Here is a 13,626-nt window from a genome sequence, read left to right on the forward strand (position 1 = left end):
GGGGAATTCCTTATGTGAGAAGCTGGATCCACGACGCATCAGAAGGCCAGCCGTGAAATCGTAAATTAAAAGCGCCCGGAAGCGAACCTCCGGGGCGGCGGGGATCAATAAAGCGCTTCCGGCAGAATATCCTTTAGGCGCAGCAGGGCGATGCGTTCCACCTGAGCGCAGGCGGTTTCAAATTCCGTATCACGATCATTGGAAACGCGGCGCTGGAAAGCGTCGAGGATTTCCTTTTTGTTGCGCCCCCTCACGGCGATGATGAAGGGAAAGCCGAACTTCGCGGTATAGGCATCGTTCAGTTCGGTGAAGGACTGCGTTTCCGCGTCCGTCAGCGCGTCGAGACCGGCGCCAGCCTGTTCGGCGGTCGATTCCGCGGTCAGGCGTTTTGCCTGTGCCAGCTTGCCGGCAAGGTCAGGGTGCGCTTTGAGCACGGCCAGCCGTTCCTCCGGCGTGGCAGCTCGGAACACCCTGGTCATGGCTGCAGCGAGACCCGAAGCGGTGTCTTCCTCCACGGTGAGGCCCGCATCGTAGGCACGTTCCGCGATCCAGGGCGAATGTTCGAAAATGCTGCCATAGCGCGCGACGAATGCGTTTTTCTCAGCGCTGGAAGGCACGACGTCCGCAACGGCCGGCTTGTAGTTTTCATGCCAGTGACGGGCGATATCGACGCGCTTGGCGACCCAGACCTTGTCATGGCTCTGCACGTAATCGAGGAAGCGTTCCAGCGCGGCCACGCGGCCCGGACGCCCGACAAGGCGGCAATGCAGGCCGATGGACATCATCTTCGGCGCGCCTTCGGCCCCTTCGCGATAGAGCACGTCAAACGTGTCTTTCAGATAGGTGAAGAACTGGTCGCCGGAATTGAAACCCTGCGGTGTGGCAAAGCGCATGTCATTGGCGTCCAGCGTATAGGGTACGATCAGGTGCGGCCCCTTTGGCCCCTGCACCCAGTAGGGCAGTTCATCGGCATAGGAATCGGCGGAATAGAGGAACCCGCCTTCTTCCATCACCAGTTTCAGCGTGTTGTCGGACGGCTTGCCCTGATAGATGCCGAGCGGGCGCGAACCGGTGATTTCCGTATGAAGGCGCACGGCTTCGCGGATGTGCTCGCGCTCAATCTCTTCGGGAACGTCCTTATATTCCCACCAGCGCAGTCCATGGCTGGCGATTTCCCAATCCGCTTCCTTCATGGCGGCGACGGCTTCGGGGTTCCTCGCCATGGCAAGCGTCACGCCATAGACGGTTACGGGCATGTTGCGGCGGGTGAAGGCGCGCCACAGGCGCCAGAAGCCGGAACGGGCGCCATATTCGTAGATCGATTCCATATTGAGGTTGCGCTGGCCCTGCCAGGCTTGAGCGCCGACAATCTCGGAAAGCAGGCATTCGGACGCCGGATCGCCGTCAAGAACGCAGCATTCGCCGCCTTCCTCGTAATTGACGACGAACTGCACGGCGATGTTCGCCCCTCCCGGCCAGCGCGGATCTGGTGTGTTGCGTCCATAGCCGACGAGATTGCGCGGATATTTCATTGCGGGTCTTCCCTCGTATTCGTTCGTTTTACCCATGATAATAAAGATTTATCGCTATTATTCCCCTTCAAAAATTTGAAAGACATCCAACGATAACCATCTTTCCCAATGCGCAGGATCGCGAAATACTGAATGCTGGGAACATGGTGTGGTTGCGGCCCCACAGCCGATGCCGATATCGGGCCGAAATAAACCACCGGAAATCAAAAGCTTGTAAGTTCTTCAGTCGGGACGGCAGGAGAATCGAAGAGCGGCAGGAGTGCAAATGGGTCAGGAAAAGAGCGGTGATGGCCGGTTGACGACGCATGTCCTCGACACGGTAAGCGGCAAGCCGGCAGCAAATCTGCGCATCGAATTGCGCCGCATCGAGAATCAGCAGGCAGAACCCATCCGTGAAATTCGCACCAATGACGATGGCCGCTGCAATGAGCCGCTGCTGTCGGGGGGGAACTTGCGGGCCGGTTCCTACGAGCTTCTGTTTCATGTCGGCGAATATTTCGGCAAGACTGACGATGCCGTACCGTTCCTTGACGTCGTTCCTTTGCGCTTTGGCATTTCAGACGAAAAAGCGCATTATCATGTACCGCTTCTCGTTTCGCCCTTTTCCTATTCCACCTATCGCGGGAGCTAAGCGCCATGAACCAGTCTGTGCACCAGTCTGTGCGACACACGATCCGCTTTCTTCTGAACGGTGAAAAGGTCGAACTCGACCGTGTTTCCCCGACCGAAACGCTGCTCGATTATCTGCGGCTGTCCGCCAAGCTGCGCGGCACCAAGGAAGGCTGCGGCGAAGGCGATTGCGGTGCGTGCACGGTGCTGGTCGGCAAGATTTCCGACGGCAAGCTGGTTTATGAAAGCGTCAACGCCTGCATCCGCTTCATGGGTTCGCTGGATGGTTGTCATGTGGTGACGATCGAACATCTGCGCGGAGCGGATGGCGGTCTGCATCCCGTGCAAAAGGCCATGATCGAGTTTCACGGCTCGCAGTGCGGTTTCTGCACGCCGGGCTTTGTCATGTCGCTCTACGCCTTGTGGATGCGCGAACCGAAGCCCGTCGATGCCGAGATTGAAAAGGCGTTGCAGGGCAATCTTTGCCGTTGCACCGGCTATGAGGCGATCATGCGCGCCGCGCGCGCCATTTCCGATTATGGCACGGCAAAGGAAGATCCGCTCGCAGCCGAACGCGCGCTCGTGCTGGAACAACTGGCGGCGATGCGCGACGGCGTGCGGGTAGAAGTGGGCGAAGGCAAGGACCGGTTGATCGTGCCTGCCGATCTCGACGATTTTGCCACCATTCTGGCAGCGGAGCCGAAGGCCACCATCGTCGCCGGTTCCACCGATGTGGGCCTTTGGGTCACCAAGATGATGCGCGACATTTCTCCGGTCGTCTTCATCGGCCATCTGGATGAACTGCGTTTCATGCGCGAGGAAAATGGTGTCATCACCATCGGCGCGGGCGTCACCTACACGGAAGCCTTCGGCTTTCTCGCCAGACGTATTCCCCAGCTCGGCCAGCTCATCAACCGCATCGGCGGCGAACAGGTGCGCAACATGGGAACCTTCGGCGGCAATATCGCCAATGGTTCGCCGATTGGCGACACGCCGCCGCCGCTGATCGCACTTGGTGCAAAGCTCACCTTGCGCAAAGGGGCGGAGCGACGCACCATACCTCTGGAAGAGTTTTTCATAGCCTATGGCAAACAGGACCGCGGGGCTGGCGAATTCGTCGAGGCCGTGCATGTGCCGGTGCCGGCGGAAGGCAGCCATTTTGCCATTTACAAAGTGTCGAAGCGTTTTGAGGAAGACATTACCGCGACGCTCGGCGCTTTCCATCTGACGCTCGATGCGGCAGGCAATGTGGCGACCGTTCGTATCGCCTATGGCGGCATGGCGGCAACGCCGAAGCGGGCAAGCGCGGTGGAGGCAGCACTAACGGCCAAGCCCTGGACAGAGGCGAGCGTTGAAGCGGCGCTGGAAGCCTATTCGCAAGATTATACGCCCTTGAGCGATATGCGCGCGACTGCCGAGTACCGGCTGCTCGCGGCGCGCAATCTGTTGCGGCGTTTCTTCGCCGAAACGGAAGGCAGTTACACGCCGCTACGCGCGGCGGAAATCGCCGCGGCGTGAGGAGGCAATCATGAACAAGCATCCTGCAAACGCACTGAAAGCGGCCCGCATCGTCGGTGGTGTGGCGACCGACCAGAAGCACGATTCCGCGCACAAGCATGTGACGGGAACGGCTGTCTATATCGACGATATACCGGAGCCCGAAGGCACGCTGCACATCGGTCTCGGGTTTTCTTCCGTCGCACATGGTTCTTTCAAGTCGATCGATTTGTCAGCGGTTCGCGCCGCTCCCGGCGTGATCGACGTGCTGACCTATAAGGACGTGCCCGGCGAGAACGATGTTTCGCCGTCGGGCATGCATGACGATCCGATCTTCGCTGTCGACAAGGTCGAGTTTCACGGCCAGCCGATCTTTGCGGTTATCGCCAAAACCCGCGATCAGGCGCGCCGCGCCGCACGTCTGGCGAAAATCGAATATGAGGAAGCAGCGGGCATCTATTCCATCGATGGGCTGGATGGTCTGAAGGACCGGCTTGTCACCACGCCGCTGACGCTGAAGCGCGGCGATGCACGCGCGGCCATCGATGCCGCACCGCATCGCATCAAGAACCGCATGTATCTCGGCGGGCAGGATCACTTCTATCTTGAAGGGCAGGTTTCGCTGGCTATCCCCGGCGAGGATGAGGACGTCACCGTCTATTGCTCCACGCAGGGACCGAGCGAAACCCAGCATCTGGTCGCCCATGCGCTGGGCGTTCCGAGCCATTCCGTGACGGTGGAAGTGCGTCGCATGGGCGGCGGCTTCGGCGGCAAGGAAACGCAGGCCAACCAGTGGGCGGCGATTGCAGCCATCGCGGCCAAGAAGCACAAGCGTGCCATGAAGATCAGGCTCGACCGCGACGAGGACATGACCTCGACCGGGAAGCGCCACGGCTTCGTCATCGATTATGAAGTCGGCTTCGACGATGAAGGCAATATTCTGGGCATCGATTATCTGTTTGCCCTCAATGCCGGGTTCTCGGCTGACCTTTCCGGACCTGTCGGCGACCGCGCCTTGTTCCACTGTGACAACGCCTATTTCTTTCCGGCAGTTCATGCGCAGTCGGCGCCGCTTTACACGAACACAGTGTCGAACACGGCGTTTCGCGGCTTCGGCGGGCCGCAGGGCATGGTCGGTGCGGAACGCGTGATCGATGAAGTGGCTTTCGCTGTCGGCAAGGACCCGCTGGAAATCCGCAAGCGCAATTTCTACGATGAAATGGGTAAAGGCGGCACGCGCAACGTCACGCCCTATCACCAGAAGGTGGAGGATTGCATTATCCAGCGCATCGTTGCGGAACTGGAGGAAAGCTCCGATTACGCAAAGCGCCGCGAAGCGATCCGTGAATTCAACGCCAAAAGCCGCTATGTCAAACGCGGCATCGCACTGACCCCGGTGAAATTCGGCATTTCCTTCACCAAGACGGAGTCCAATCAGGCTGGCGCTCTGGTGCATGTCTATAATGACGGTTCGGTGCATATGAACCATGGCGGCACGGAAATGGGGCAGGGGCTCCATATGAAGGTGGCGCAGGTGGTGGCCGAGGAATTCCAGATCGACATCGACCGGGTGAAGATCACCGCGACGACGACCGCCAAGGTGCCGAACACCGCGCCGACTGCAGCTTCTTCCGGGGCCGATCTTAACGGAATGGCAGCACAGGACGCAGCCCGCCAGATCAAGAAGCGCCTTATCCATTTCGCGGCCCAGCAATATCAGGTGCCGGAAGATCAGATTGTCTTTCTTCCCAACCGCGTTCGGGTCGGCAATCAGGAAATCAGCTTCAACGATCTCGTCAAGCAGGCCTTTATCGGTCGCGTGCAGCTTTCGGCGGCAGGTCACTACAAGACGCCGAAAATCCATTGGGACCGGGCCAAGGGTCGCGGTCATGCTTTCTACTACTATGCTTACGGAGCAGCCTGTTCCGAAGTTTCCGTCGACACTCTGACTGGCGAATATGTGGTGGAGCGCACCGATATTCTGCATGATACCGGGCGTTCCCTGAACCGCGCCATCGATATCGGTCAGGTTGAAGGCGGCTTCGTGCAGGGCATGGGCTGGCTGACGACCGAAGAACTTGTGTGGGACGACAAGGGGCGGCTTCGCACCCATGCGCCATCCACCTACAAGATTCCGCTGGCTTCCGACCGGCCCAAGATATTCAACGTGGCGCTGACCGACTGGTCGGAGGCATATGAGCCGACGATCCATCGCTCCAAGGCTGTCGGCGAGCCGCCGCTGCCGCTGGGCCTGTCGGTGCTGCACGCTCTGGCCGATGCTGTCGCCAGCGTGGCGGATTACAAGGTCTGCCCGCGTCTTGATGCGCCAGCAACACCGGAACGCGTGCTGATGGCCATCGAGCGGCTCCGCAAGCAAAAGGGCTAGAAAAATGCCGGGCGCACGTGACGATATCCGGGCTTTTCTCAACCGGCGTCCCGATAGCGTGCTGGTGGAAGTCACCGATGTGAAAGGTTCCGCGCCCCGCGATGCGGGGGCGTGGATGCTGGTTGCCCGCGATATGATCTTTCGGACCATCGGGGGCGGTCAGCTTGAATATATGGCTATCGACCATGCCCGGAAAATCTTGGCTGGCGGCAGGGACACACCCATGGACGTCCCACTCGGCCCGGAAATCGGCCAATGCTGCGGCGGACGGGTGGGCCTGAGCTTCAAACGTGTCAATCGCGGGCTCACCGACGAGCTTGTCGGCAAGGTCGATGCCGAAATAGCCACGCGCCCGCATGTCTATGTCTTCGGCGCGGGCCATGTCGGCGATGCGCTGGCAAATGCACTTTCGTTCACGCCCGTCCGGGTCGTTCTCGTGGATACGCGGGAGGCCGAACTGATGGCCTGCGATGTGCCGGGCGTCGAGACCTGTCTATCGGCGATGCCTGAGCAGGTGGTGCGTTCCGCCCCTCCGGGCAGCGCCTTCATCGTCCTCACCCACGACCATGCGCTGGATTTTCTCATCGTTACCGAGGCTTTGCAGCGGGGCGATGCCGTCTATGTCGGCATGATCGGCTCGAAGACCAAGAAGGCCACTTTCAAGAATTGGTTGAAACGCGAAGTGGGCAGCGACAATCTTTTTGAAAATCTCGTCTGTCCGGTCGGCGGAGCCGTCGTGAAGGACAAGAGGCCGGAAGTCATCGCAGCATTGGTCGCTGCCGAAGTTCTGACAGCAGTTCTGACCGCCGTACGTGTCTCGCAGCCCGCCTGATCCGGCAGGCTTTCTTTTGCCGTTCCCGAGGCCGCAAAGAAGTATAGAGCGGTTTCAGCCGCTCTATGCCAAAGCCTCGCGGATCAGTCGCTGGCACCGTTCCGTCATGAAATCGATGATGAGACGCACCTTCGGGTCCTGAAAGCGCTTGTGCGGATAGATCGCAGCTAGCTGGATCGGCGCGGGTGGGGTGTTTTCGAGGATGGGAACCAGCCGTCCGTCGCGGATATATTCCTTCACTTCAAACAGCGGCTTGTTGATGATGCCCCGCCCGCCGAGCGCCCATTGCGTCAATACGTCGCCGTCATCGGAGTCATATGGCCCGGTGACTTCAAACTTGCGCAGGCCTTCCGGCGTTTGCAGCGACCAGTAATATTCCTTCGAGCCCGGAAAACGCAGCAGGAGACAGTCATGCTTGTCGCCCAGCAACTCGTCCGGTGAGTGCGGAACCCCGTGTTTCTCAAGATATGCGGGCGCCGCGCAGATCACACGTTCGCAATTCATGATGCCGCGCATGCGCAGGTTGGAATTTTCCAGAACACCGAGCTTGAAAGCCACATCGACGCCTTCGCTCATGATGTCCACTTCATGATCGGAGAGGCGGAGCCGCACTTCGATGTCGGGATATTTGTCGTGAAACTCCGGGATTCCCGATGCGATCAGCCGTCTGCCGAAGCCAAGCGGCGCGGTGATGCGAATCGATCCCTTCGGATTTTTCGCCAGTTCCGCCACGGCCGCTTCCGCCTCATCCACGGCTTCGAGGATTTTCAATGCACCGTCATAGAATACGCGGCCATGTTCGGTCGGCGTGAGCTTGCGCGTCGTCCGGTTGAAGAGCCTCACTCCCAGGTGCTTCTCCAACTCCTTGATTCGATTGCTTGCAACTGCCGGCGATGCGCGCTGATCGCGGCCCGCCGCGGATAGATTTCCCAATTCGACAACGCGCACAAAAACGCGCAGATTATCAAGATATGACATACGTCCCCTCCACGATTGTCTAGATTTTTTTGAAAGTGCTGGTCGTGATGTGACGTTCCCTGAACCTGATTCCTTTGGCACATAATGCAACAACGAACAATGGGCTAAGAATTCGCTCAAGAAACGGGATAAGAAATGGGAGTCCCTGATGTATGATTTCGCCGTAGCCTGGGACTGGCTGGGCTTCGCAGCGCGGTGGCTGCACGTGATTACCGCGATTGCGTGGATCGGCTCGTCCTTTTACTTCATCGCGCTCGATCTGGGCTTGCGCCAGCGCCCCGGCCTGCCGGAAGGTGCGCACGGCGAGGAATGGCAGGTCCACGGTGGCGGCTTCTACCACATCCAGAAATATCTGGTTGCGCCCGCCGAAATGCCGGAACACCTGACCTGGTTCAAATGGGAATCCTACGCCACCTGGCTGTCGGGCTTCACGCTGCTCTGCATCGTCTACTATGCGGGTGCCGATCTCTACCTGATCGATCCGAACGTCCTCGACGTCTCGCGTCCGGTCGCCATCGGCATTTCGATTGCCTCGCTGGCCTTCGGCTGGATCGCCTACAACACGATCTGCAAGCTGATGCTCGGCAAGAGCGATACGCTCCTGATGGTCATTCTCTACTGTATTCTGGTCGTGGTGGCCTGGGGCTATACGCACCTGTTCACGGGACGCGCCGCCTTCCTGCATCTGGGCGCCTTCACCGCGACGATCATGTCGGCCAACGTGTTCATGATCATTATCCCGAACCAGAAGATCGTGGTGGCGGATCTGATCGCTGGCCGCAAGCCGGACCCGAAATACGGCAAGATCGCCAAGCAGCGTTCGACCCACAACAACTATCTGACGCTGCCGGTTCTGTTCCTGATGCTGTCGAACCACTATCCGCTGGCTTTCGGGACGCAGTTCAACTGGATAATCGCCTCGCTGGTGTTCCTGATGGGCGTCACGATCCGCCACTGGTTCAACACGCAGCATGCCCGCAAGGGCAGCCCGACCTGGACCTGGCTGGTAACGGTCATCCTGTTCATCGTCATCATCTGGCTCTCGACTGTGCCGAAGGTGCTGACCGGCGAGCCGGAAGAACAGAAAATCTCGGCCTTGCAGCAGTCCTTCATCTCGGACCCGCACTTTGGAAAAGTGCGGGATACCGTTCTGGGGCGCTGCGCCATGTGTCACGCCAAGGAGCCGGGCTGGGAAGGCATCGTTGCGCCCCCGAAGGGCGTCGTGCTCGATACCGACCGGGATATCGCAGCCCATGCGCGTGAAATCTATTTGCAGGCAGGCCGTTCGCATGCCATGCCGCCCGCCAACGTTACCGGCGTGAGCGAGGAAGAACGCCAGCTTCTTGCCTCCTGGTATCAGTCCGCCACGCAAGGCTCGAAATAAGGACCAAGACCACAATGACCAAGCTTCTGATCCGCGGCCGCGTGCTGACCTTTCGTGACGAGCCGCAAAGTCTCGATGACAATGCCGCCTACCGCTATATCGAAGACGGCGCCATTCTGGTCGAAGATGGCCGTATCCTGCGTCTTGGCGATTATGCTGAAGTCAGTAGCGAGGCAGGCAGCGACATAAAAGTCGCCGACCATCGTCCGCACCTGATCCTGCCCGGCTTCATCGATACGCATATCCATTATCCGCAGACGCAGGTCGTCGCTTCCTATGCAGCCAATCTTCTGGAATGGCTCAACACCTATACCTTCGTGGCCGAGCAGAAATTCGCCGACGAGCAGCATGCCGAATTCATCGCGGAGCGCTTTCTGGACGAGTTGATCCGCCACGGCACCACCACGGCGGTCGCCTATTGCTCCGTGCATCCGCAGAGCGTGGATGCCTATTTCCGCGCCTCGCAGCATCGCAACATGCGCATGCTCGGCGGCAAGGTGATGATGGACCGCAATGCGCCGCCTGCACTCTGCGACACTGCACAGTCGGGTTATGACGACACAAAGGCGCTGATCGCGCGCTGGCAGGGCAAGGGCCGCCTCGATTACGTGATCACGCCGCGCTTTGCCATCACCTCCACGCCGGAGCAACTCGAAGCAAGCCAGGCGCTTGTCCGTGAGCACCCCGGCAGCTACATCCAGACGCATTTGTCTGAAAACCACGACGAAATCACCTTCACCAAGTCGCTTTACCCGGATGCGCCCGACTATCTCGGTATTTACGAGCATTACGGCCTTCTGGGAAACAAGACCCTGCTCGGCCATTCCATCCATCTGGAAGACCGCGAAGTGCGCGTCATGGCGGAAACCGGCTCGATTGCCGTCTTCTGCCCGACCTCCAACCTGTTCCTCGGCTCGGGCCTCTTCGACCGCGACCGCCTGAAAGCATCGGGCGTGCGCATGGCGGTGGCGACCGATGTCGGCGGCGGCACGAGTTTCTCCATGCTGCGTACCATGGATGAAGGCTACAAGGTCCAGCAACTGCGTGGAAACCGTCTGAACCCGTTCCAGTCCTTCTACATGATGACGCTCGGCAATGCCCGCGCGCTCTCCATGGAAGACAGGATCGGTACATTGGATGAAGGCACCGAAGCCGATATCGTGGTGCTGGATTCGTCCGCCACATCGCCGATGCGGCTTCGCATGGCGGCTGGCGCGACGCTGGAGCAGGAGCTGTTCCTGTTGCAGACATTGGGCGATGACCGCGCCGTCATCGAAACCTATGTGGCCGGCAAGCCGCTCAAGGCTGAACTATAAAGCTTCATCGCTGCGCTTCTCCCTCATCCTGAGGTGCGGAGCGAAGCGAAGCCTCGAAGGACGAGGGCACGCGCAGCGCGGTTTCCCTCAGCCCTTCGAGACGCTCCCCTTCGACAAGCTCGGGGAAGCTCCTCAGGATGAGGGAAAGAGGGGCGCAGAGCGTCGATTAGCCCAAATTCACTGTGCGTTAAAACTCTTCCGGGCGTTTGCCGCCCATGGCGCGGGTCAGCTCATCGGCGGTGGAGCGGATGAGCGGCCCGAATTCCTCGAGCTTCTTTTTCGGCAGGCGCACGGCAGGGCCGGAAACCGAAATGCCGGCAATCGCCTCGCCATATTCATTGAAAATCGGCGCGGCGATGCAGCACATGCCGAGCGTATGTTCCTCATCGTCGACAGACCATCCGCGCGTCCGCGTTGCCTGAATGTCTTTCAATAGCGCGGGCAGGCTGTCGAGCGTGCGCTGCGTAAAGTGTTCGAGCGCGCGTCCGGACAGGGCATGGGCGATTTCCTTGTCCGACCAGGTGGACAATATGGCCTTGCCGATGCCGGACGCATGGATAGGCCCGCGCCGTCCAGGCCGGAAAAAGGCGCGCATCGGCGCATGGCTTTCAATCTGCGAGATGAACACGACATCGCCGCCGTCCTCGACGCCGATATTGGCGGTCTCGCCGCTCGTTTCCATCAACGTCTTGAGATAAGGGCGCGCCAGAATACCGAGCTTGCGGAACCGGCGAAAGGCGTTGCCGATTTCAAAAGCCTTGACGCCGATGGTCCAATCGCCGCTTTCCAGATCGTGGGAAACCATTCCATGATTGGCCAGCGACGACAGCAGGCGGTGCACGGTGGAAGGCGCCATGCCGCTCGCATCGGCAAGGTCGGTCAATGTCGAGCCGTCATTTTCTGCAATCAGCGCCAGCAGCTTCAGGCTTCGATCGAGAACCTGCACAGACGACGGCGCTGCGTTTTCCGCCGCCTTGCGGCCCCGCTTTACCTTCGCCTGTTCCATCGCCGTCTCCGAATCCCGCCTAAACTCAGGAATTATCACTATCGCATCCATTGCTACTCGGAAAGATGCAGCCAGATTATCTCCGTTCCGTTGAAAATCTTTATTTCCATATAGTGATATGCATTTCCATTTTTTGATAATAGCATTGGTAAATGGATTAGAGTTCCATAGGAGGAATGGCCATGGCCAGAATGCGTGCAGTCGATGCAGCCGTGCTTGTGCTGGAGAGAGAAGGGATCAATTGTGCTTTCGGTGTACCGGGCGCAGCGATCAATCCGTTTTATTCGGCGATGAAGGCGCGCGGCGCGATCCGCCATATACTGGCACGTCATGTCGAAGGCGCTTCGCATATGGCCGAGGGCTACACCCGTGCAAAGCATGGCAATATCGGCCTGTGCATCGGCACCTCCGGCCCGGCCGGAACGGATATGATTACAGGTCTCTATTCGGCTTCCGCCGATTCGATCCCGATCCTCTGCATCACCGGTCAGGCGCCGCGCGCACGTCTCGACAAGGAAGACTTTCAGGCCGTCGATATCGCCAAGATCGCGGCCCCCGTCACCAAATGGGCGGTCACGGTCATGGAACCGGCTTTGGTGCCTTATGTCTTCCAGAAGGCGTTCCACATCATGAAGTCGGGCCGTCCCGGTCCGGTCCTCATCGACCTGCCGATCGATGTCCAGCTTGCCGAAATCGAGTTCGACATCGACACTTACCAGCCGATGGAAGCCTATAAGCCAGCCGCCACGCGGGCGCAGGCCGAAAAGGCGCTCGCCATGCTGAACGAGGCGGAACGTCCGCTGATCGTGGCCGGGGGTGGCATCATCAACGCCGATGCGTCCGACCTTTTGGTCGAATTCGCCGAAATCACCGGCATTCCGGTCATCCCGACCCTGATGGGCTGGGGTGTCATCCCTGACGACCATCGCCTGATGGCGGGCATGTGCGGTCTCCAGACCTCGCACCGCTACGGCAACGCCAATCTGCTGGCCTCCGATGTCGTCATCGGCATCGGCAACCGCTGGGCGAACCGTCATACCGGCAATGTCGACACCTACAGGAAGGACCGCAAATTCATCCATGTCGATATTGAGCCGACCCAGATCGGCCGTGTATTCGCGCCGGATTTCGGTATCGTTTCGGATGCGGGCAAGGCGCTGAAGCTGCTGCTGGACGTCGCGACCGAATGGAAGTCGGCAGGCAAGCTGCGCGACTGGTCGGGCTGGGCCAAGGAGTGCCAGGAGCGCAAGCGCACCATGCTGCGCAAGACGCATTTCGACCAGACGCCGCTGAAGCCGCAGCGTGTCTATGAAGAGATGAACAAGGCTTTCGGTCGCGATACCTGCTATGTGACGACCATCGGCCTCAGCCAGATCGCCGGTGCGCAGTTCCTGCATGTCTATCGCCCGCGCAACTGGATCAATTGCGGTCAGGCTGGTCCGCTTGGCTGGACACTGCCCGCAGCGCTCGGTGTCCGTGCCGCCGATCCCGACCGTCCGATCGTGGCGCTTTCCGGCGACTATGATTTCCAGTTCCTGATCGAGGAACTGGCGGTCGGCGCACAGCACAAGCTGCCCTACATTCATGTGGTCGTGAACAATTCCTATCTCGGCCTCATCCGTCAGGCGCAGCGCGGCTTTAACATGGATTTCGAGGTCAGTCTTGCCTTCGACAACATCAATGCCGGTGGCGATGCGGAAAAGGGCTATGGCGTCGATCACGTGGCGGTCGCTGAAGGTTTGGGTTGCAAGGCAATCCGGGTTCGCAGCCCCAACCAGTTTGCCGAAAGTTTTGAACAGGCAAAAGCGCTGATGGCGGAGCATCAGGTGCCGGTGGTTCTGGAATTCATCCTCGAACGCGTTACCAATATTTCCATGGGTATCGACATCGATCAGGTCGTCGAATTCGAGGAACTGGCAGAACGCGGCGAAGATGCACCGACCGCTATCGCAGCACTTTTGGATTAACGTGTTGCCGATTTAATGCTCCGTATCTCCCTCATCCTGAGGTGCGGAGCGCGAAGCATCATCCTGAGCCCGTCGAAGGGTCGAGGACGAGGGCAGGCACGATGCATCTTCCTTCGTCG

10 protein-coding genes are annotated in these 13,626 nt (G+C 59.4%); 7 read left to right on the forward strand and 3 right to left on the reverse strand.

Features of this window, described 5'->3' with window-relative positions; genetic code table 11:
- Window positions 1–104: 104 nt before the first annotated feature.
- A complete protein-coding gene (gene puuE / locus JNC63_RS07840; RefSeq protein ID WP_121994838.1) occupies window positions 105–1,532 on the reverse strand; it encodes an allantoinase PuuE in 1,428 nt (475 codons plus the stop codon).
- 265 nt (window positions 1,533–1,797) lie between these two features.
- Between puuE and uraH the strand changes: the two genes are divergently transcribed.
- The 4 genes from uraH to xdhC are packed head-to-tail and all read left to right on the forward strand — an operon-like array spanning window position 1,798 to window position 6,856.
- A complete protein-coding gene (gene uraH / locus JNC63_RS07845) occupies window positions 1,798–2,163 on the forward strand; it encodes a hydroxyisourate hydrolase (RefSeq protein ID WP_006471036.1) in 366 nt (121 codons plus the stop codon).
- A gap of 17 nt (window positions 2,164–2,180) precedes the next feature.
- A complete protein-coding gene (gene xdhA, locus JNC63_RS07850; protein WP_374846236.1) occupies window positions 2,181–3,659 on the forward strand; it encodes a xanthine dehydrogenase small subunit in 1,479 nt (492 codons plus the stop codon).
- Between the two features lie 10 nt (window positions 3,660–3,669).
- Window positions 3,670–6,024 carry a xanthine dehydrogenase molybdopterin binding subunit gene (gene xdhB, locus JNC63_RS07855; RefSeq protein WP_112701028.1) on the forward strand — a complete coding sequence of 785 codons (2,355 nt, stop codon included), beginning with the start codon at window positions 3,670–3,672 and terminating at the stop codon, window positions 6,022–6,024.
- A 4-nt stretch (window positions 6,025–6,028) separates the two neighbouring features.
- Complete coding sequence (gene xdhC / locus JNC63_RS07860; protein ID WP_112701027.1) at window positions 6,029–6,856, forward strand: xanthine dehydrogenase accessory protein XdhC; 828 nt, start codon at window positions 6,029–6,031, stop codon at window positions 6,854–6,856.
- Between the two features lie 63 nt (window positions 6,857–6,919).
- On the opposite strand, the gene JNC63_RS07865 is transcribed toward xdhC, so the two are convergent.
- Window positions 6,920–7,834: a LysR family transcriptional regulator gene (locus JNC63_RS07865; protein WP_112701026.1), complete on the reverse strand. Its 915-nt coding sequence runs from the start codon at window positions 7,832–7,834 to the stop codon at window positions 6,920–6,922.
- A gap of 148 nt (window positions 7,835–7,982) precedes the next feature.
- Here JNC63_RS07865 and JNC63_RS07870 point away from each other — a divergent pair, with 148 nt between their 5' ends.
- Together JNC63_RS07870 and guaD are read left to right on the forward strand one after the other, a co-directional pair.
- Window positions 7,983–9,218, forward strand: coding sequence for a urate hydroxylase PuuD (locus tag JNC63_RS07870; protein ID WP_112701025.1), 1,236 nt, complete (start codon window positions 7,983–7,985; stop codon window positions 9,216–9,218).
- Window positions 9,219–9,232: 14 nt separating this feature from the next.
- Window positions 9,233–10,534, forward strand: a complete 1,302-nt coding sequence (guaD, locus tag JNC63_RS07875; RefSeq protein WP_112701024.1) for a guanine deaminase — start codon at window positions 9,233–9,235, stop codon at window positions 10,532–10,534.
- Window positions 10,535–10,721: 187 nt separating this feature from the next.
- Here guaD and JNC63_RS07880 read toward each other — a convergent pair whose 3' ends face one another.
- Window positions 10,722–11,540 (reverse strand): IclR family transcriptional regulator, encoded by an 819-nt coding sequence (locus JNC63_RS07880; protein ID WP_021586203.1) that lies wholly within the window; start codon window positions 11,538–11,540, stop codon window positions 10,722–10,724.
- A 182-nt stretch (window positions 11,541–11,722) separates the two neighbouring features.
- Between JNC63_RS07880 and gcl the strand changes: the two genes are divergently transcribed.
- On the forward strand, window positions 11,723–13,507 hold the full coding sequence (gene gcl / locus JNC63_RS07885) for a glyoxylate carboligase (protein WP_112701023.1): 1,785 nt from the start codon (window positions 11,723–11,725) through the stop codon (window positions 13,505–13,507).
- Window positions 13,508–13,626 lie beyond the last annotated feature (119 nt).

This window comes from Brucella ciceri, assembly GCF_041930145.1.
GTDB classification, from domain to species: Bacteria; Pseudomonadota; Alphaproteobacteria; order Rhizobiales; family Rhizobiaceae; genus Brucella; species Brucella intermedia.